Raw genomic sequence first — 18,898 nt, forward strand, 5'->3', positions numbered from 1 at the left:
CGTCACCGCCGTCGTGCGCGCCGCCCAGCTCTCCAGCCAGACGGGCAGCGAGCAGAAACTCGAAGTCTTCGTCAACCTCGCGCGCCGGCTCCAGTCGCTCGTGCACCGGGAGATCTCGATCCTCGACGAGCTGGAGAACGAGATCGAGGACCCGGACCTGCTCAAGGGCCTGTTCCACGTGGACCACCTGGCCACCCGCATCCGGCGCCATGCCGAGAACCTCGCCGTGCTCGGCGGCGCCGTCTCCCGGCGCCAGTGGAGCAACCCGGTCAGCATGACCGAGGTCCTGCGCTCCGCCATCGCCGAGGTCGAGCAGTACTCGCGGGTGAAGCTGGTGCCGCCCATCGACGGCGAACTGCGCGGCCACGCCGTCGCCGACGTCATCCATCTGCTCGCCGAACTCATCGAGAACGCCTCGGTGTTCTCCGCCCCGCACACCCAGGTGCTGCTCCGTGCCGGCCTCGTCACCTCGGGGCTCGCCGTGGAGGTGGAGGACCGCGGTCTGGGCATGCCCGTCGGCGAACAGAACCGGATGAACGCCCTGCTCGCCGACCCCGACCAGGTCAACGTCGCGAGCCTGCTCGCCGACGGCCGCATCGGTCTCTACGTCGTCTCCCAGCTCGCCCGGCGGCACGGCATCCACGTGCGCCTGCAGAGCAACATCTACGGCGGTGTGCAGGCCGTACTCGTCGTCCCGCAGGCGCTGTTGGGTACGGCGCCCGGCGCGGTCGCCGGAACCGGCGCACCCCAGCCGCACGCTCCGGCCGGCACCGGCGCGGCGCCCCCCGTGCGGATCCCGGGACCGGGGCAGGGACAGGTGCCGGTCCCGGGGCACCAGCACGGGTACGCGCAGGGCGAGGGGCATGCCCTCGGACAGGGACACGGGGCCGGGCGGGCGCCGGGGCCGGTGGCCGCGCCGAACGGTGACGGCACCAGCCCGGCGACAGGGGCTGCCCTGCCCGCCTCCGGGGCGGCCCCTGTCGCCCCCGCGGGCGAGACCGGCTCCGGTGCCGGACAGGCACCCGCGACCGGGCGGCGGCGGCACGCCCAGCCCGGAAGCGGGTGGCGCGGTACCGGGAGCGGCGGGGAAAGCGGCACCGGAAGCGGCACGGAAAGCGTCACGGGGAGCGGTGACAGCGGGCGGAACGACGGCGCTCCGGTGCCGCTTCCGGTGCGGGGCCTGCGGCAGGAGCGGCCCACCCCCGCCGCGGCCGTGCCCGGCGTCAGTGCCGAGGACCGGGCGGCGGTCGAAGCGCACGCGGGCATCCTGCCCACGCCACGCACCGGCATCGTGCGCGGGACCATGGGCAAGCCGCCGCTGCCCCGCCGCCGTGCCCAGGAGCACATCGTCCCCCAGCTGCGCGGCGGCCCCGCTCCCCGCCAGGACGCGGACACCGTCCCGGGCCACGACCCCGGGCTGATGGCGGCCTTCCAGCGCGGGATCGGACTCGCCGAGGCGCAGCAGCACATGGAGCGCATGGAGCACATGGAGAGCCAGGACCACATGGGCTCCGCCCACATGGAGTCCGCCCACATGGAGTCCGCGCACATGGACTCCGCGCATCTGATGAGCCACCAGCTTCAGCCGTCACTGCCGGAGTTCACCGACCCGGCGCCCCCCATAGCCCAGCAACGCGCCCCCGCGCCCGTATCCGACGGTGCTCGTGGTGCCGGCCGGCCCGATGGGAGCACCCCGGCCGGCTGAACACCCGCACCGTACCCACCCCCACCACCCCAACCCATCCACCCCCCCAGCGCTCCCGCAGACCTTACGTACCCCAAGGAGTCGATCCACCATGGCGAGCGATGCGCCGACCGCCCACGCGTCCGACCTCGACTGGCTGCTGAGCGGCCTCGTGCAGCGCGTACCGCACACCACCAGCGCGGTGCTGCTGTCCTGCGACGGGCTCGTCAAGTCCGTGCACGGTCTCGACATCGACAGCGCCGACCACATGGCGGCGCTGGCCTCCGGCCTGTACTCCCTCGGCCGCAGCGCGGGCGTCCGGTTCGGTGACGGCGGGGACGTCCGCCAGGTCGTCGTCGAACTCGACTCGACCCTGCTGTTCGTCACCACCGCCGGCTCCGGCACCTGTCTCGCCGTGCTCGCCGGCCGCGAGGCCGACGCCGCCGTCCTCGGCTACGAGATGGCGATGCTCGTCAAGAGCGTCCGGCCCTACCTGGTGACCGCGCCCCGGCAGCACGCGGTCGAACCCACGGCGACGAGGCCTTGAGGGTGGCCGCAGCCGGCGACGGGCCCTGGCTGGACGACGCGGCCGGACGGCTGGTGCGCCCGTTCACGGTCAGCAACGGACGCACCGAGCCCAGCGTCGCCATGGACCTGATGTCGCAGGTGATGGCCACCGGCGTCACCCCGCTCGGCTACCTCGGCCCCGAGCACGCCCAGGCGCTCGACCTGTGCCGTTCCCCCGTTTCGGTCGCCGAGGTCGCCGCACATCTGAAACTGCCCGCGGTGGTCACCAAGGTGCTGCTCTCGGACCTCGTCGACGGCGGGGCGCTGACCACCAAGCCCCCCGTCTTCCACCACACACCCACTGACCGGTCTCTGCTGGAGGCAGTGCTCGATGGACTACGACGACAGCTCTGACCCGTTCCCCACCGCGCTGAAGATCCTGGTGGCGGGCGGGTTCGGGGTCGGCAAGACGACCTTTGTGGGCGCGGTCAGCGAGATCGCGCCGCTCAGCACCGAGGAGCTGCTCACCACGGTCAGCGTCGGCACGGACAGTCTCGACGGCGTCGAGAACAAGATGGAGACCACCGTCGCCATGGACTTCGGCCGGATCACCCTCGATCCGGACCATGTGCTGTACCTGTTCGGCACACCGGGCCAGGAGCGGTTCTGGTTCATGTGGGACGAGTTGTCCGAGGGCGCGCTCGGCGCGGTGATCCTCGCCGACACCCGCCGGCTGCAGGACTGCTTCGCGGCCGTGGACTTCTTCGAGGAGCGCGGGCTCGGCTTCATCGTCGCCGTCAACGAGTTCGACGGCGGCCACCGCTACGACCCCGAGGAGGTGCGTGCCGCCATCGACCTCGACCCCGAGGTCCCCGTCGTCCGCTGCGACGCCCGGATCTCCAGCTCGGGCGTGCAGACCCTGCTCACCCTCGTACGCCACCTCCTCGCCCACGCCCCGGCGCCCGCGCCGAGCCATGGCGCCCACATGTGATCCCGCCCCATAGCCCACGGAGCCGCCCTATGAGCCACGCCCACAGCGCCGGAGCCCGGCCATGACATACGAGCCGCCCCGGCCGGTCCGGGGTCTGCTGCTCACCCCCGAGGACAAGGAGGCCCCCGCGCGCGTCCACCGGCTGCGCCTGCTCGGCCTGGCGGACCGTCCCGACCCGGCGCTGGACGCCTTCGCGGACCATCTCGCCCGGCTCACCGGCGCGCCCTACGCGATGGTCAACTTCATCGGCGAGGACCTCCAGTTCTTCGCGGGCCTGCGCGTCCCCGTCGTCCCGCCGTTCCTCCGCGAGGACGGCAGCAGACCGGAGCTGGGCCGGGTCCTGCCGCGCGACCACGGGTTCTGCCCCCATGTGGTGGTCCGCCGCAAGGCACTGGTGCTCGACGACGTCCGCGACTATCCGCGGTTCGCCGGCAACCCGGTCGTGGACGAGTACGGCATCCGCTCCTACCTCGGCGCCCCGCTCATCGACAGCTCCGGCATGGCGCTCGGCACCGTGTGCGTGGCCGACACGGCCCCGTGCACCTGGGGGCGGGAAGGCCTGGAGGCCATCAAGGCGCTCGCCGCCGACCTCGTCGTACGCCTCGAACGAAGTGCCGAGGACGGCCTGCCGCTGTGAGGGGGCACGGCATGGCCTACGCTCCCGGCACCAGGGGCGTGAAGGAAAGCTGAGGCGGCGGTTAAGAAAAGCTCGATGGACCCGCGCCCCTCGCATACGGCAGATTGCACGGTGATTCCACCCCTCTGACCCGGTGCGGGCTTCTTCGGCATGCCCGCGGGCCGGGACCTCACCCCCAGGAGCGGCACGCGTGAAGGCGCTGGTCAAGGAGAAGGCGGAGCCGGGGCTCTGGCTGACGGACGTCCCGGAGCCCGAGATCGGTCCCGGCGACGTGCTGATCAAGGTCATGCGGACCGGTATCTGCGGGACCGATCTGCACATCCGGGCCTGGGACGGCTGGGCGCAGCAGGCGATCCGCACGCCGCTCGTGGTCGGGCACGAGTTCGTCGGACAGGTCGTCGAGACCGGGCGGGACGTGACCGACATCCGCATCGGCGACCGGGTCAGCGGCGAGGGCCATCTGGTGTGCGGCAAGTGCCGCAACTGCCTGGCCGGCCGGCGCCATCTGTGCCGCGCCACCGTGGGCCTCGGCGTCGGCCGCGACGGGGCGTTCGCCGAGTACGTCGCCCTGCCCGCGTCGAACGTGTGGGTGCACCGCGTCCCCGTCGACCTCGACGTCGCCGCGATCTTCGACCCGTTCGGCAACGCCGTGCACACCGCGCTGTCCTTCCCGCTGGTCGGCGAGGACGTCCTGATCACCGGCGCCGGACCGATCGGCCTGATGGCCGCCGCCGTCGCCCGGCACGCCGGCGCCCGCAACGTCGTCGTCACCGATGTCAGCGAGGAGCGCCTGGAGCTGGCCCGCAAGATAGGGGTGAGCCTCGCCCTGAACGTCGCCGAGTCCACCATCGCCGACGGGCAGCGGGAGCTGGGCCTGCGCGAGGGCTTCGACATCGGACTGGAGATGTCCGGCCGTCCCGAGGCCATGCGGGACATGATCGCCAACATGACGCACGGCGGACGCATCGCCATGCTCGGCCTGCCCGCCCAGGAGTTCCCGGTCGACTGGTCCCGGATCGTCACCTCGATGATCACCATCAAGGGCATCTACGGCCGCGAGATGTTCGAGACCTGGTACGCGATGTCGGTGCTCCTTGAGGGCGGCCTGGACCTCGCCCCCGTGATCACGGGCCGGTACGGCTACCGCGACTTCGAGGCCGCGTTCGCGGACGCCGCGAGCGGCAAGGGCGGCAAGGTCATCCTGGACTGGACCGTCTGAGACGCAGAACGCGCAACTCCCTCACCCCGTCAGCACTTTCAGGAGCCCTCCTCATGTTCGAAACCGTCCGCGACGACCTGCGCGCCACCCTCGACGAGATCCGGGCCGCCGGCCTGCACAAGCCCGAGCGGGTCATCGGCACCCCGCAGTCCGCGACCGTCGACGTCACCGCCGGCGGCCGCCCCGGCGAGGTCCTCAACTTCTGCGCCAACAACTACCTCGGCCTCGCCGACCACCCCGAGGTCATCGCCGCCGCCCACGCCGCGCTCGACCGCTGGGGATACGGCATGGCCTCCGTCCGCTTCATCTGCGGCACCCAGGAGGTGCACAAGGAGCTGGAGGCCCGGCTGTCGTCCTTCCTGGGCCAGGAGGACACGATCCTGTACTCCTCCTGCTTCGACGCCAACGGCGGTGTCTTCGAGACCCTGCTCGGCGAGGAGGACGCGGTGATCTCCGACGCCCTCAACCACGCCTCCATCATCGACGGCATCCGCCTGTCCAAGGCCCGCCGCTTCCGCTACGCCAACCGCGACCTCGCCGACCTGGAGACCAGGCTCAAGGAGGCGTCCGACGCCCGGCGCCGCCTGATCGTCACCGACGGCGTCTTCTCCATGGACGGCTATGTGGCGCCCCTGCGCGAGATCTGCGACCTCGCCGACCGCTACGACGCGATGGTCATGGTCGACGACTCGCACGCCGTCGGCTTCGTCGGCCCGACCGGCCGCGGCACCCCCGAGCTGCACGGCGTCATGGACCGCGTCGACATCGTCACCGGCACCCTCGGCAAGGCCCTCGGCGGCGCCTCCGGCGGCTATGTGGCCGCCCGCGCCGAGATCGTCGCCCTGCTGCGCCAGCGCTCCCGGCCGTACCTCTTCTCCAACACCCTCGCCCCGGTGATCGCCGCGGCCTCCCTGAAGGTCCTCGACCTGCTGGAGTCCGCCGACGACCTGCGCGTCCGCCTCACCGAGAACACGGCTCTGTTCCGCCGCCGCATGACCGAGGAGGGGTTCGACATCCTCCCCGGCGACCACGCCATCGCCCCGGTGATGATCGGTGACGCGGCGCAGGCGGCCCGTATGGCCGAGCTGCTGCTGGAGCGGGGCGTGTACGTGATCGGCTTCTCCTACCCGGTCGTCCCGCAGGGCCAGGCCCGCATCCGTGTCCAGCTGTCCGCCGCGCACTCCACGGACGACGTCAACCGCGCGGTCGACGCGTTCGTCGCGGCGCGCGCCGAACTGGAGGCCTGACCAGGGCGGACGCCTGGGATACTGGAGGGCATGATCGAAGCACGGCGGCTCCACATCCTCCGCGCGGTGGCCGACCACCGCACGGTCACCGCGGCGGCCGCCGCGCTCTACCTCACCCCCTCGGCCGTCTCCCAGCAGCTGACCGCGCTGGAGCAGGAGACCGGACACCGCCTGGTCGAGCGCGGCGCCAAGGGGGTGCGGCTCACCCCGGCCGGCGAGATCCTGCTCAGCCACACCAACGCCGTACTCGCCCAGCTGGAGCGGGCCGAGGCGGAGCTGGCGGCCTACGGCTCGGGCGAGGCGGGCACGGTCACCGTCGCCGCCTTCGCCACCGGCATCGCCCAGGTCGTGGCTCCGGCCGTGGCCCGGCTGGCGCACACCGCGCCCGGCATCCGCATCCGCGTCCAGGACGCCGAGGGCGACGCGAGCCTGCCCATGGTGCTGGACCGGCAGGTCGATGTGGCGGTCGCCGTGGAGTACCGCGGCGCCCCGCCCGCCGACGACCCCCGGCTCGCCCATGTCCCGCTGTACGCCGAGCCGTTCGACGCGGTCGTCCCCCTCGTCCACCGCCTCGCGGACGCCGCCGAGATCCCCCTCGCCGAGCTGGCCAAGGACCCCTGGATCGGCCCGTACCCCGGCAACCCCTGCCACGACGTCGTCGTCCTCGCCTGCGAGCACGCCGGCTTCCAGCCCCGCCTGGAGCACTCCTCCGACGACTTCCGCGCCGTCGTGGCCCTCGCCTCGGCCGACGTGGGCGTGGCCCTCGTGCCGCGCTCCGCCCTGAACGGCATGGACCTCACCGGCGTCGTCGTACGCCCCGTCGACGGCGTGGCGCCGACCCGCCGCGTGTTCGCCGCCGTACGGCGCGGCGCCGAGGAACATCCGCTGATCCGGCCGGTGCTGGAGGCGCTGGCGCGGGCGGCACAGGAGGCGTGAGGGTCCCGGGCCAACGGCTCGGAGGGTGACTGTCAGTGGGAGGGGCTACGGTGCGTTGCATGCCGGACGCACACGATGTACGCCGTATCGCCCTGTCCCTGCCGGACACCACGGAGAAGATCGCCTGGAGCATGCCCACGTTCCGGGTCGCCGGGAAGATGTTCGCGACGCTGCCCGAGGACGAGACGTCTCTCGCCGTGCGCTGCCCCAAGGTGGAGCGCGACGAGCTGGTGCTGGCCGAGCCGGAGAAGTTCTGGATCGCCGGCCACGAGGCCCAGTTCGCCTGGGTCAGAGCGAGACTCGCCGCACTGGACGACGAGGACGAGCTGCGCGACATCCTCGCCGACTCCTGGCGGCAGGCCGCCCCGCCCCGACTCCTCGACGCCCACCCGGAGTTGGGGCTGCCGCCCGGGGCCCGCGGCTAGGGCCTCACGAACTGCCTGATCCGCTCCCGCAGGCTCGCCGGGTCCAGGCCGTGTGCGGCCACGTGCTCCTCGATGGTGCCGTAGCGGCGCAGTTCGCGGCGGCCTACGCCGAGGCCCAGCACCCGGTGCGGCACGTCGGACAGCGCCTCGCTCACCGCGGCCGTCGACGTCCCGGCGAGATACGGCTCGACCAGCACCACATCGGTTCCAGCCGTCGCCGTCGCGCGGCGCAGTCCCGCCCCGTCGAAGGGCCGCACCGTCGTCGCGTACAGCACAGTGACGTCCAGGCCCTCCGTGGCGGCGAGGACCGAGTCGAGCACCGGGCCCACGGCGACGACCACACCGCGGCGGCCCTCGCGGACCGTCACGAAGTGCTTGCCGTCGGTCTCCCGGCCCTGCCCGTTGGCCTGCACGGAGAGTCGTACGTACACCTTGTCGTCGCCCGCGGCGACCGCGTGGCGCAGCAGCGTCTCGGCCTCGTCGGGATGCCCGGGCACATGCACGGTCCAGCCGTCCAGCGTGTCGAGCAGTGCCACATCACCGGGGGCCATGTGGGTGAAGCCGCCGGCCGGCCAGTCGAAGGAGGCGGCGGCGCTCACCAGCACCGCCCCGGTGCCCTGGTGCCCCAGATCCAGTTTGACCTGCTCGAACGGCCGCTCCACGAGGAAGCTGGCGAACGTGTGCACGACCGGCCGCAGCCCGGTGAGCGCCAGCCCGGCCGCCGCCCCGACCAGGAGCTGCTCGCGGATGCCTACGTTGATCACCCGGTCGGGATGCCGGGCCATGGCCTCGCGGAAGCCGTCCTTGCCGATCTCGGCGAGGACCACCGCGACCCGGGGGTCCTCGTCCAGCAGCCGGGAGACGACGGGGGCGAAACGGTCACGCATGGTGTCCATGAAGGGGGCCCTTTCGGGAGAGCAGGTGAGGTTCTGGCGTTCGGCGGCGGGGGGTCAGGCGTTCTTCGGCTCCACGCGGGCCACGACCACGTGCGGCCGCCCGGGGTGTGGTGCGGTGAACGCGGCGTACAGGGCCTTGTGGTCGCGCCCGTCGACGCTCACCGCGGACCAGCCCGCCGCCTCGAAGCGGGCGGCGATGCCGCCGGGGCGGGCGTGGCTGGCGGAGGAGTTGTCGACCACCACGGTGTGCAGCCGCTCCAGACCGGCGGGCCCGGCGAAGGCGATCGCCTCGTGATTGCTGCCCTCGTCCAGCTCGGCGTCCCCGATCAGCACCCACACCGCGGGATCGTGCAGCCCCTGCGCCCGCAGCCCCAGCGCGCTGCCCACGGCGATCGGCAGCCCGTGCCCGAGCGACCCGCTGCCGATCTCGGCACCCGGCACCAGCACCCGGTCCGGGTGGTGCCCGAGCGGGGAGTCGTACGATCCGAACCCGGGCAGCCACTCGACGGGCACGAAGCCCTTCGCGGCCAGCACCGCGTAGTACGCCATGGGGCCGTGCCCCTTGCTCAGCAGGAACCGGTCCCGGCCCGGATCCTCCCGCCGCTCCGGCGCGACCCGGAGCACCTGGTCGTAGAGGACCCACAGCACATCGAGCGTGGAGGTGGCCGCCGGGCCGTGCTTCTCGTCGCCCGTCATGAGACCCATCAGGCCGGGCAGGTCGTCGTAGCCGTAGGTGCGGCTGTGGTCGGCTGTGATCGTCATGCCGCGATCGTGCAACCTCAACCGAGCTTGAGGTCAACCGGGAAAGCGGTGCGCGATCACCGACCCGAGTGCGGTATTGTTTCCCTGCGCGTTTCGACCGGGGAAACCCCAGGTCAAACGGCATCGGGACGTGGCGCAGCTTGGTAGCGCACTTGACTGGGGGTCAAGGGGTCGCAGGTTCAAATCCTGTCGTCCCGACTTTGCGGAGTCGCAGGTCATGGGCTGTTCCAGAGATGTCTGGGGCGGCCCGTTGATCGTTTCGCGCGATGCGCTGCTCCAGTTGGCCGTCGGCCTGGTGCCAGGCACCCGAGGACGTCCACCAGCTCCCGCAGATGACCGGGCCGCGGTCCGGCCGCAGGTCCGGCGCAGTTCGGCCGGGTTGCGCGGCGCGAACACGTTGAGGACCACCGCCGCCGACGTCGACCACACAGCCGGCGTTCCCGGACGCCGGCGCCGGAGCCGTCTCGCGGGCCGGCGCGGCCAACGACTCGGCGATCGGCGCGTAATGACCGGCGGCGAGGAAGTCCGAGCGGGCCGCGACCATCTCCGCGGTGTCCGCGCAGAACCTGGCGGCCCCGCGCAGCAGGTTCACGCAACCCTGCTTCGCCATGTCGCGGCTGTGCTCCTCGGCGCAGCGCAGGATGTTCCCGACGATCGTCACTTCGCCGGAACAGTGAGGACAACGAAGGCCGAGCTCAAGAAGTGCGCGCGGCGCGTCGGGCATCGGGCCGCCCGTGCGGAACCCCGCGGGGCAAGGGGCAGGGGAGAACCCCTTGCCCCTCACTCCGGAGGGCCAAGGGGTCGCGGGTGCGGGTCCCGTGGGGCGCGGGAGGCGCGATCAGGCGGTGGGCTCGGTGTCGCGGTGCGACACCGCCAGGTAGGTCACGAAGCCCACGATCGCCGCCGTCCAGGACAGGGTGACCGGGCCCAGGCCCCAGGCGAGGCCGCCGCGCCCGGCCGGCAGGGCCATCCAGTCGGCGAGGGAGGCGCCGAGCGGGCGGGTGAGAACGTACGCCGACCAGAACGCGGCCACCGCGCCCAGCAGCCCGCCGCGGTGGGCGAGCGCCGGAACGCAGATCGCCACGGCGAACAGGACGACCGAGCCGGCGTACCCCAGGCCGATCGTCGCGGTGAGGTCGCCCGCCGCGGTGCCCAGCGCGAACGTGGCGAGAACGGCCGCCCAGTAGAAGAACTCGCGGCGCCGGGTGCGGATGGAGTGGATGGACAGGGTCCGCTCGGTCGCGTACCAGAGCGCGAACACGGCGGCCAGCGCGAGGAGGAAGAACGGGGTGGACAGGGCGTAGGGGACGCCGAGACCCACGTGGAGCACGTCCGCGGCCATCGTGCCGAACACGCTGACCATGACGATGGCCGTCCAGTAGATCCAGGCCACATACCGGCGGACGGCGAACTGGAGGACCAGGGACGCCGCGAAGGCGAGACCGCCGAGCCCGACCGCCGGGATCGGGCCCAGCAGATGGGCCAGGAAGTCGGAGGCGGTCTCGCCCATGCCGGTGGTGAGGACCTTGATGATCCAGAAGTAGACGGTGACCTCCGGCACCTTCGTCGCGCTCTCGCGTATGCGCGCGCGGGTGTGCCCGCGAGGCCGGTCGTCCAGGACGTGCTCTGTGCTCATGGCCCGCACCCTGACACGTCCAACTGCACCCTCCCCAGCCCCCTTTGCCATTGTTTTGAGGCTTCTGGTGCAGCTGTTGCCACGGGGGACCGTGAACCTGAACGCGACCTGAACGCGTCACGGAAAGCCCTGGTCGGCGGCCCGACCGGCCTGGTAGACAGGCGGGTCGGGCCGCCGTCGGCCTCAGTACACCAGGCCCACGTGGGCGAGCGCCTGCTTCAGGAGGACTCCGTGCCCGCCCGGCATCTCGTTCTGTACGGCCGGGGAGGCGGCCTCCTGGGGGCTGAACCAGACGAGGTCCAGCGCGTCCTGCCGGGGGCGGCAGTCGCCGGTGACCGGGACGATGTAGGCGAGGGACACCGCGTGCTGACGCGGATCGTGGTACGGCGTGATGCCCGCCGTCGGGAAGTACTCCGCGACGGTGAAGGGCTGCAGCGACGCCGGGACGCGGGGGAGTGCGACCGGGCCGAGGTCCTTCTCCAGATGGCGCAGCAGGGCGTCGCGGACCCGCTCGTGGTGCAGGACCCGGCCGGAGACCAGGGTCCGGCTGACCGTCCCCTCGGGGCCCATCCGCAGCAGCAGCCCGATGCTGGTGACTTCGCCGCTGTCGTCCACGCGCACGGGCACGGCCTCGACGTACAGGATCGGCATCCGGGCCCTGGCCATTTCCAGCTCGTCGCTGGTCAGCCAGCCGGGCGTCGTCTCGGTCATGTCAGACATTGCTTGATCATACTTTCCGGGTGGGGCGTTCGCCGGGGTCACGGGCCGGAGCGTCGTCGGACACGGGCGGTCCGTAGAGGCGTCGGGCGTTGTCGCGGCCCGTCCAGGCCGCGATCCGCAGGGCGTCGGGCAGGCTCAGTTCATCCGCGTCGACGCGGGCCTGGAGCAGATCGGCGAGCCCCTGACGGAAGCACAGGGCGCCGAGGTGGTGGAATTCGGCCACTCCGTAGGCGTCGGAGCTGTACAGCAGTTTGCGGAACGGGGTGATCTCCAGCGCCTCCTCCAGCACGGCCCGGCAGCGGGCCGGGCCCGTGTGGTGCAGGGCGAGACCCACGTCCAGGTACACCTGCTCGAACACCGCGGCCAGGTAGGCGGCTTGACGGTGGTAGGGCCAGCAGTGCAGCAGCAGGACCGGGACCGTGCCGGAGACCAGGCGCAGCCAGTCGGTCAGCAGGGCCGGGTCGGCGTGGTGCAGCCGCAGGTCGGCGTCCCCGAAACCGGTGTGCAACTGCAGGGGCAGGCCCAGGTCCACGGCGGTCCACAGCAGGTGCCGTACCAGGACCGGGTCGGTGAGCCGGCCGCCGCCCGCGAGCCAGCGCCGGGCGGCCCCGGTCACCTCGTCGTCCGCCGGACGGGCCGGGTCCAGGGCGAAGCCGGTGCGGTAGGCGGCCACCGACTTCACCGCGACCACGCCCGGCCGGCGCACGGCCTCCTCGGCGGCCGTACCGAAGGCGGCCGCGTACGCGTCCGGCTCGACGCCCCGCGCGGCCACCGCCTCCGCCACCTGCTCCAGGCGTACGACCTCGAAGGCGGCGGCGCCGGCGGCGTCCGCCAGCTCGGCCGGGGAGGTGAGCGGGTGCGGGGCGTAGCCGGTGTCCACGAGGAACGCCCCGGCCCGCGCGGCGCGCAGGAAACGGCGGTTGACCTCCCGCCAGCCCAGGGCCGAGCGGCGCGCCACGTAGTCGGCCGGCGGTGCGTGCCGGGGCAGGTCCAGCAGGGGCGCGCAGTGGCGGCGTACGGCCACGCCGACGGGGCTGTCGAAGGGCGAGACACCGGGCCAGGCCTCGCCCTCGGTCAGGAGCGGGGCGAACTCCCCGGACGGGAGGTCGGCCGTCACCGCGCCGTGGCAGTGGTGGTCCACCAGCTTCAGCTCGGCGAGGGCCGCGTGGACCGGTCCCGGCGTGCCCATGGTCAGTACACCCAGCGGTAGGCCGCCGCCACCCGCGCGTCGTCGAGCCCCTCGACGGCCGCCGCCTCGCCGAGCCGGACCGCGGTCACCGCGTCCGCGAGGACCGGGCCCAGCGCCGCCCGCAGCACCTGGTCCGCCCGGAACTCCCGGGCGGCCTCCGGCAGCGACTGCGGCAGCCGCCGTACCCCGAGGGCCGCCGCCTCGTCCGGGCCGTACCGGGCCGGGTCGCCGGTGATCTCCTCCGGGAGGGCCAGTGACGAGTCGATCCCGTCCAGGCCGGCCGCGATGACACAGCCCACGGCGAGATAGGGGTTGGCGGCCAGATCGACCGGTTTCACCTCCAGGTTGGCGTCCTGCGCCCCGCGGCCCGCCGTGCCGGTGATCATCCGCAGCGCGGCCTCGCGGGTCTCCCGGCCCCAGGCGGTGAACACCCCGGCCCACTGCGAGGGCCGGAGCCGCAGACAGCTGGCCGGGCTCGGCGCGGTGACCGCCGTCAGCGCGGGCAGCCGGGCCAGGATCCCGGCCGCGAAGGACTCCGCCTCGGCCGTCATGCCGTACCGGCGCTCCCCGCCCGCGTGCAGGTTGACCCCGTCGCGCCAGCAGGACAGGTGCAGATGGCCGCCGTTGCCGACGCCCTCGGCGAGCACCGCGGGCGAGAACGAGACCCTGAGGCCGTGCCGCTGGGCGACCGCCCGGATCGTCTGCCGTACCAGCACGCTCCGGTCGGCCGCCGCCACCGGGTCCAGCGCGCCCACCGAGACCTCGAACTGCCCGGCCGCGTACTCGGGGTGGAGCTGGTCGACGTCCACGTCCTGCGCGGCGAACGCGGCCAGCAGATCGGCGCAGTAGTCGCTCAGCTCCACCTGCCGGATCCCGCCGTACGCCGGACCGGACACCGCCGGCACGAACTCCCCGGCCGGCGCCGAGCCGAGCCCGACCGCCCACTCCACCTCGATCGCCGCCTTGAAGGCGAGGCCGTGGCGTTCGGCGGCGCCGGCGACGATCCGGCGCAGGAAGGTCCGGGCGCAGCCGGGGTGCCGCTCGCCCTCCTGGGTGATCCGGTCCACCGGCGCCCACGCCCAGCCGGGCTGTCCGGCCAGTGCGACCAGCTGGTCCAGGTCCGGATAGAGGCGGAGGTCACCGTCGGGGGAGCCGAGGACGTCGGTGCTGACGATCGAGTCGCCGGCCAGGAAGGTGTCGAACACCGGGGACATGCCGACACCCCAGGACACCGCCGCCTCCAGCCGCGCCGTCGGGATCGTCTTCACCCGGCAGACACCCGCGGTGTCCACGTAGGCCAGCACGATCCCGCGTACGTCCTTCGCGGCGAGGCGCGCCGTGAGCCCGGCGACCCGGCGCAGATCCTCCGGGCGCCCGCCGGGCACGGGGTCGGCAAGGGTGGTCATCCGTCCTCCTCCGCTGTCCGCGCGGTGCCGGTGTCAGGGTTTCACGGCCACGGCGCCGTACTGCGGCACCGCGGCGGCGTCCGCCCCGGCGCGCCACAGCGAGCACGGCACCAGACCCGGCTCGACGAGCTCCAGGCCCTCAAGGAAGCCGGCGATCTCGGTGCGGCTGCGGGCGGTGATCGGCGGGGTGGCGTTGGCGTTCCAGAACTCCATCGCGGCCGCATTGCCCTCGCCGCCCACGTCAGCGTCGTGGGTCGGGTGGGTGAGGACCAGGTGGCTGCCCGGCGGCAGCGCCGCCATGAGCCGCCGCACGATGTCCCGGGCCTCGCCGGTGTCCAGGACGAAGTTCAGGATGCCGAGCATCATCAGCGCGACCGGCCGGGACAGGTCCAGGGTGTCGGCGGCGCGCTGCAGGATGCCGTCCGGGTCGTGGACGTCGGCGTCGACGTAGTCCGTGACGCCCTCGGGGGAGCTGGTGAGCAGCGAGCGGGCGTGCACGAGCACGATCGGGTCGTTGTCGACGTACACGATCCGGGACTCGGGGGCGATCCGCTGCGCGATCTCGTGGGTGTTGTCCACGGTCGGCAGGCCGGTGCCGACGTCCAGGAACTGCCGTATCCCGCGCTCGGCCGCGAGGAACCGCACCGCCCTGGCCAGGAACTCCCGGTCCGCGCGGGCCACCGCCCGGATCACCGGGAACATCCCGGCGACGTGCTCACCGACCCGCTGGTCGACCTCGTAGTTGTCCTTGCCGCCGATCCAGTAGTTCCACACCCGGGCGTTGTGCGCCACGGAGGTGTTCAGCTTCCCCGGTCCGGCCGCCGGGGAGTGGCCCTCGGTCACGTAGCCGCCCTTCTCAGGTTCTCGGTGTTCCGCCGTCATTCTGCCGCCCGTTGATCGCGCTGTCCCGGGAAACGCGCACCCCGTGCGGTACCAGGCGGTACGGGCGCCCGACGGTCCCCTCGGGGCATGGGGAACACTGGACCGGTACGCCGACCGCGACCGGAAGCAGGACATGACCGCCACGCCCGCGCCCCTCCTGAACGTCCCCGGCCTGCCCGCAGGCCCCGCCGACATCCGGCTGATCGTCACCGACATGGACGGCACCCTGCTGGACGACGCCCGGCGGATCCCTGACGGGCTGTGGCCGATGCTCGCCGAACTGCGCCGGCGCGGAGTGCTGTTCAGCCCGGCGAGCGGCCGCCAGTACGCCACGCTGGCGGGGCAGTTCGCGGATGTCGCCGAGGGCATGGTGTTCATCGCCGAGAACGGCACGTACGTGGTCCGCGACGGCGTGGAGCTGAGCTCCGACACGATGGACGGGTCCGTCGCCGCAGGGGTGGCCCGTACGGTGCGGCGGCTGGTCGCGGACGGCGTGGACGTCGGCGCCGTGGTGTGCGGCAAGCGGGCGGCGTACGTCGAGCGGACCGACGAGGCGTTCCTCGCCGAGGTCCGCCAGTACTACGCCGAGCACCGGGTCGTCGAGGACGTCACCGCCGTCGACGACGAGGTGATCAAGGTCGCGCTGATCGACTCCGGGCGCGCCGAGCACACCACCGCCCCGGCCCTCGCCGCCTTCGCCGCCACCCACCAGGTCGTGGTCTCCAGCGAGCACTGGGTGGACGTCATGAACCGCACGGCCAACAAGGGCACCGCGCTGCGCGGCCTCCAGCGGGCCCTCGGCATCACGCCCGCGCAGACGATGGTCTTCGGCGACTACCTCAACGACCTGGAGATGCTCGACGCCGCCGAGTGGTCGTTCGCCATGGCCAACGCCCATCCGGAGGTGGTCCGCAGGGCCCGCCACCTCGCACCGTCCAACAACGACAACGGGGTGCTGCGGACCATCTCCCGCGTCCTCGGCCTGTAGCTGCCTGTCAGGGTTCCGTGGGCCGGTCCCCGGGCCGCGCCGGCCGTGCCGCCGGTCCAGCTGCACGCCGCCGCGCCGTCAGCGCCCGGGTGTGCGGCCCACGGCCCCGTACAGCGAGTCCGGTCCCGCGCCGTCCGGGGCCTCGTCTCCGGTTCGAAGTCGGCCGTCATCGTCGGCAGCACCAGCAGGCTGCCCGGCGCCAGAACCGCGCGTCGGGCGCCGCCGAGCAGTCCGACATGGTCATCCGGCGCGGCGGAGACAGTCCTCGGCCACCTCCTTGTCGAGTGCCGCACGCACCAACGCGGCGGCGAGGACGGCCGGTTCGGTGTCCTTGGCCAGCTTCGTCAGCTTCTCCGGGTCCTTCGGCAGCCCGAGGCGCCGCGCTCCGTCGAGCGCCTTGCCGTCGATGTAGGGCGCGATCTCGGGCCACACGCGCTGGGCCTCGCGCAGGAAGATGTCGGCGCCGGCCGGACCGACCCCCGGCTCCTCCTGGAGCAGCCGCCTGAGTTCGCCGGTGTCGCCGTGCGCCTCCTCGTGCAGCCGGCGCAGGTCTCCGGCCCAGCGGTCCAGCAACAGCTCGGCGCCGTCGCCGAGTTGGGTGGCGGTGCGCTCGTCGTAGCGCCGGTAGCCGCCGCGGCCGAGCGCGTCCACGCGCTGCTGCCAGTCGGCGTCGGCCATGCGGCGCGGGCTGTCGAGGTGGTCCTCGTGCAGGGCCTGCGCGGCGGCCACCGCGACCGAGGCGCGGATCCGGGCGCTGAGCAGCAGGGCGAGCACCAGCAGCCGGTACAGCGGCTGCGGGGTGTCCTTCAGCCTGATGCCCGCCTCCTCGGCGTACGTCTGTCCGTACGCGGACACCAGCTCGCGCAGGACCCGTTCGTCACGGTTCATGACCAGGCCCTCCCGGTCTACGGCTTGAGCGGGTCGTGGCCCAGGGTCATCAGGCGGTGGCGGCGGGCGTCGTCCGCCGCCGTCTCCCGCTCCGGCTCGTCCGCCATGTCCACGAGGCTTTCGACCGTGTCGACGACCTCGTGCATCACGCGGATGTCGTCGTCGGTGAGGTCGGTACGGCGTTTCTGGAGGATGGCGAGGACATGCTGCCCGGTCGGCGTGCCGGCCTCCTCGGGCAGCGGCTCGGCCTCCTCGTCGGCGTCGCGGACCCGGAGCCAGGCCGCGAGTTCGGCGGAGGTCATGTTCACCACGCGGTGGAAGTCCTCCCACAGCGCTTCGGTTTCGAGGGCGTCGGCCACGGGTCTCCCCTTCCGTGCGGGGCGGTCGTGCTGGCTGCGGTCGTGCCGGCTCGGGGCGTTCTCGCGCTAGCCGGGGGCGTTCTCGCGCGGGTGGTTCTCGGCCTGGAACATCCAGCGCTGCTTCTCCAGGTCGGCCGTGACGGAGATCAGCAGGTCCTGGGTGACCGGGTCGGGCTTCTCCGTCGCCGCGATCCGCTCCCGCAGCCGGCCGACGGCGGCCTCCAGCGCGGACACCATCAGCTCCACCACCTCGGTGTCACGCAGCCAGCCGTCCTTGGTGCCGGGCAGCGCGAGGGTCGCGGCGAGGGTCTCGGGCCTGCCGTCCGGGGGCACGCCCAGCGCGGCGGCGCGTTCGGCGACCGTGTCGGAGTGGGCGCGTGCCGTCGCGACCACCTCGTCGAGCTGGAGGTGGATCGACCGGAAGCGCGGACCCACGACGTTCCAGTGCGCCTGCTTCCCGATCAGCGACAGCCCGAGCAGGTCCACCAGGGTGTCCTGCAGGGCGGCTCCGGTGACCCCGAGCGCCTCCTCGGGCAGCGTGCTCTTGACCACGGTCATGTGTCTCCGTCCCCTTTCGTCGCGTCGGTCAGGAGTCGTCTCTGTCCGAAGGGGCGGGTGCCCAGCGCCCGGAGGGGCAAAACAGGCCTGGTCAGCGGGGGAGTGCCGCGTCCAGGAAGCGGATCACCTCGGCGAAGGCATCCTTCTTGCCGAGTTCGTTGAACACCTCGTGCCGCGCCCCGGGGAAGATCCGCTCGGTCAGCCGGGTGCCGGCGAGCCGCTCCACGCCGATCCGGCTGCCGGGCAGCGGGACCAGCCGGTCGTCGTCCCCGTGCAGCCACAGCAGCGGCAGGCCGCCCACGTCCCCGCCCCGGTCGACGGCCTCCAGGGTCCGGGTGAACGCCTCCAGCGTCGGCCGCTTCATCGGCCCGTGCCACACCAGCGGGTCGGCCGTGTAGGCGGCGCCCACCGCCGGGTCCCGGGAGAGCGCGGCCGGGCTGACCGGGGTGTCCGGGATCTCCGGAAGGGCCAGCAGCCGCCCCGGCAGCTCCCAGGCGCCGATCACCGGCCCCGACAGGACCAGCGCGCTCAGTTCGGCGCCGTACCGCTGGGCGTAGCGGGCGGCGATCAGTCCGCCCATGGAGTGGCCGACCATCACGAGCGGCAGCCCGGGGTGCGCGGTCCGGGCGAGGTCCGCCGCCGCGTGCACATCGGTGACCACGTCCTCGAAGTCCTCGATCAGCACCCGCTCCCCGGCCGACCTGCCGTGGCCGATGTGATCGGGCCCGTACACGGCCGCCCCGTGCCCGGTGAGGACGGCGGCCGGCTCGTCGTACCGGCCCGCGTGCTCGCCGTATCCGTGCACGATCAGGGCCAGGTACCGGGGCGCCGGGTGCGGCCACTCGCGTACGGCGAGGCGGCCGCGGGTCCCGTCGAGGGTGTGCTCGCGGACGTGGGGCATGTCTCCTCCGCTCTCCTCCGCCGACTCGGTGAAGGTCCGGTGGGATCTTCCCAGCGGGCCGGTCGGA

The 18,898-nt window shown here is 73.1% G+C and carries 22 protein-coding genes and 1 tRNA gene; 11 read left to right on the forward strand and 12 right to left on the reverse strand.

What is annotated here, in order from left to right; genetic code table 11:
- The 9 genes from ABT171_RS35250 to ABT171_RS35290 all read left to right on the forward strand — a co-directional run.
- The coding region (locus ABT171_RS35250) for an ATP-binding protein (RefSeq protein ID WP_351250481.1) at positions 1-1,705 on the forward strand (1,705 nt) is incomplete at its 5' end.
- 91 nt (positions 1,706-1,796) lie between these two features.
- Positions 1,797-2,231 carry a roadblock/LC7 domain-containing protein gene (locus tag ABT171_RS35255; RefSeq protein WP_228619279.1) on the forward strand — a complete coding sequence of 145 codons (435 nt, stop codon included), beginning with the start codon at positions 1,797-1,799 and terminating at the stop codon, positions 2,229-2,231.
- 2 nt (positions 2,232-2,233) lie between these two features.
- On the forward strand, positions 2,234-2,605 hold the full coding sequence (locus tag ABT171_RS35260) for a DUF742 domain-containing protein (protein WP_351250482.1): 372 nt from the start codon (positions 2,234-2,236) through the stop codon (positions 2,603-2,605).
- A complete protein-coding gene (locus ABT171_RS35265) occupies positions 2,583-3,182 on the forward strand; it encodes a GTP-binding protein (RefSeq protein ID WP_351250483.1) in 600 nt (199 codons plus the stop codon). The genes ABT171_RS35260 and ABT171_RS35265 overlap by 23 nt, the downstream gene beginning before the upstream one ends.
- 61 nt (positions 3,183-3,243) lie before the next feature.
- Positions 3,244-3,819, forward strand: a complete 576-nt coding sequence (locus ABT171_RS35270; protein ID WP_351250484.1) for a GAF domain-containing protein — start codon at positions 3,244-3,246, stop codon at positions 3,817-3,819.
- Positions 3,820-4,009: 190 nt separating this feature from the next.
- Positions 4,010-5,038 carry an L-threonine 3-dehydrogenase gene (gene tdh / locus ABT171_RS35275; protein ID WP_351250485.1) on the forward strand — a complete coding sequence of 343 codons (1,029 nt, stop codon included), beginning with the start codon at positions 4,010-4,012 and terminating at the stop codon, positions 5,036-5,038.
- A 53-nt stretch (positions 5,039-5,091) separates the two neighbouring features.
- A complete protein-coding gene (locus tag ABT171_RS35280) occupies positions 5,092-6,285 on the forward strand; it encodes a glycine C-acetyltransferase (protein WP_351250486.1) in 1,194 nt (397 codons plus the stop codon).
- A gap of 30 nt (positions 6,286-6,315) precedes the next feature.
- Positions 6,316-7,221 (forward strand): LysR family transcriptional regulator, encoded by a 906-nt coding sequence (locus tag ABT171_RS35285; protein WP_351250487.1) that lies wholly within the window; start codon positions 6,316-6,318, stop codon positions 7,219-7,221.
- Between the two features lie 59 nt (positions 7,222-7,280).
- Complete coding sequence (locus ABT171_RS35290; RefSeq protein WP_351250488.1) at positions 7,281-7,646, forward strand: MmcQ/YjbR family DNA-binding protein; 366 nt, start codon at positions 7,281-7,283, stop codon at positions 7,644-7,646.
- Here the strand turns inward: ABT171_RS35290 and ABT171_RS35295 are convergent.
- Positions 7,643-8,542: a transketolase family protein gene (locus ABT171_RS35295; RefSeq protein WP_351250489.1), complete on the reverse strand. Its 900-nt coding sequence runs from the start codon at positions 8,540-8,542 to the stop codon at positions 7,643-7,645. The genes ABT171_RS35290 and ABT171_RS35295 overlap by 4 nt on opposite strands.
- Before the next feature lie 54 nt (positions 8,543-8,596).
- A complete protein-coding gene (locus tag ABT171_RS35300) occupies positions 8,597-9,304 on the reverse strand; it encodes a thiamine pyrophosphate-binding protein (RefSeq protein WP_351250490.1) in 708 nt (235 codons plus the stop codon).
- Positions 9,305-9,428: 124 nt separating this feature from the next.
- Here ABT171_RS35300 and ABT171_RS35305 point away from each other — a divergent pair.
- Positions 9,429-9,502, forward strand: a tRNA-Pro gene (locus ABT171_RS35305).
- Here the strand turns inward: ABT171_RS35305 and ABT171_RS35310 are convergent.
- From ABT171_RS35310 to ABT171_RS35335, 6 genes are all read right to left on the reverse strand, one after another.
- Positions 9,468-10,028, reverse strand: a complete 561-nt coding sequence (locus ABT171_RS35310) for a putative RNA methyltransferase (protein ID WP_351250491.1) — start codon at positions 10,026-10,028, stop codon at positions 9,468-9,470. The genes ABT171_RS35305 and ABT171_RS35310 overlap by 35 nt on opposite strands.
- Before the next feature lie 114 nt (positions 10,029-10,142).
- Positions 10,143-10,940 carry a COG4705 family protein gene (locus ABT171_RS35315; RefSeq protein ID WP_351250492.1) on the reverse strand — a complete coding sequence of 266 codons (798 nt, stop codon included), beginning with the start codon at positions 10,938-10,940 and terminating at the stop codon, positions 10,143-10,145.
- A 183-nt stretch (positions 10,941-11,123) separates the two neighbouring features.
- The gene (locus ABT171_RS35320) at positions 11,124-11,660 is read right to left on the reverse strand and encodes an NUDIX hydrolase family protein (RefSeq protein ID WP_351250493.1); all 537 of its coding nucleotides are present in this window, start codon (positions 11,658-11,660) and stop codon (positions 11,124-11,126) included.
- Positions 11,661-11,667: 7 nt separating this feature from the next.
- Positions 11,668-12,849 carry an amidohydrolase family protein gene (locus ABT171_RS35325; RefSeq protein WP_351250494.1) on the reverse strand — a complete coding sequence of 394 codons (1,182 nt, stop codon included), beginning with the start codon at positions 12,847-12,849 and terminating at the stop codon, positions 11,668-11,670.
- Positions 12,850-12,851: 2 nt separating this feature from the next.
- Positions 12,852-14,255 (reverse strand): type I glutamate--ammonia ligase, encoded by a 1,404-nt coding sequence (locus tag ABT171_RS35330; protein WP_351250495.1) that lies wholly within the window; start codon positions 14,253-14,255, stop codon positions 12,852-12,854.
- A gap of 33 nt (positions 14,256-14,288) precedes the next feature.
- On the reverse strand, positions 14,289-15,098 hold the full coding sequence (locus tag ABT171_RS35335; RefSeq protein WP_351250496.1) for an SAM-dependent methyltransferase: 810 nt from the start codon (positions 15,096-15,098) through the stop codon (positions 14,289-14,291).
- Positions 15,099-15,270: 172 nt separating this feature from the next.
- Between ABT171_RS35335 and ABT171_RS35340 the strand changes: the two genes are divergently transcribed.
- Positions 15,271-16,125, forward strand: coding sequence for a Cof-type HAD-IIB family hydrolase (locus ABT171_RS35340; RefSeq protein WP_351250575.1), 855 nt, complete (start codon positions 15,271-15,273; stop codon positions 16,123-16,125).
- Positions 16,126-16,365: 240 nt separating this feature from the next.
- Here ABT171_RS35340 and ABT171_RS35345 read toward each other — a convergent pair whose 3' ends face one another.
- The 4 genes from ABT171_RS35345 to ABT171_RS35360 all read right to left on the reverse strand — a co-directional run bounded on the left by ABT171_RS35345 (position 16,366) and on the right by ABT171_RS35360 (position 18,831).
- Complete coding sequence (locus ABT171_RS35345; RefSeq protein WP_351250497.1) at positions 16,366-17,013, reverse strand: endonuclease; 648 nt, start codon at positions 17,011-17,013, stop codon at positions 16,366-16,368.
- A gap of 17 nt (positions 17,014-17,030) precedes the next feature.
- Complete coding sequence (locus ABT171_RS35350) at positions 17,031-17,372, reverse strand: DUF3140 domain-containing protein (RefSeq protein ID WP_351250498.1); 342 nt, start codon at positions 17,370-17,372, stop codon at positions 17,031-17,033.
- 66 nt (positions 17,373-17,438) lie between these two features.
- Entirely contained in the window at positions 17,439-17,930 is a 492-nt protein-coding gene (locus tag ABT171_RS35355) for a Dps family protein (RefSeq protein WP_351250499.1), read from the reverse strand.
- A 91-nt stretch (positions 17,931-18,021) separates the two neighbouring features.
- Positions 18,022-18,831, reverse strand: coding sequence for an alpha/beta hydrolase (locus tag ABT171_RS35360; RefSeq protein WP_351250500.1), 810 nt, complete (start codon positions 18,829-18,831; stop codon positions 18,022-18,024).
- Positions 18,832-18,898 lie beyond the last annotated feature (67 nt).

The sequence above is a fragment of the Streptomyces sp. NPDC001851 genome (assembly GCF_040297165.1).
Lineage (GTDB): Bacteria > Actinomycetota > Actinomycetes > Streptomycetales > Streptomycetaceae > Streptomyces.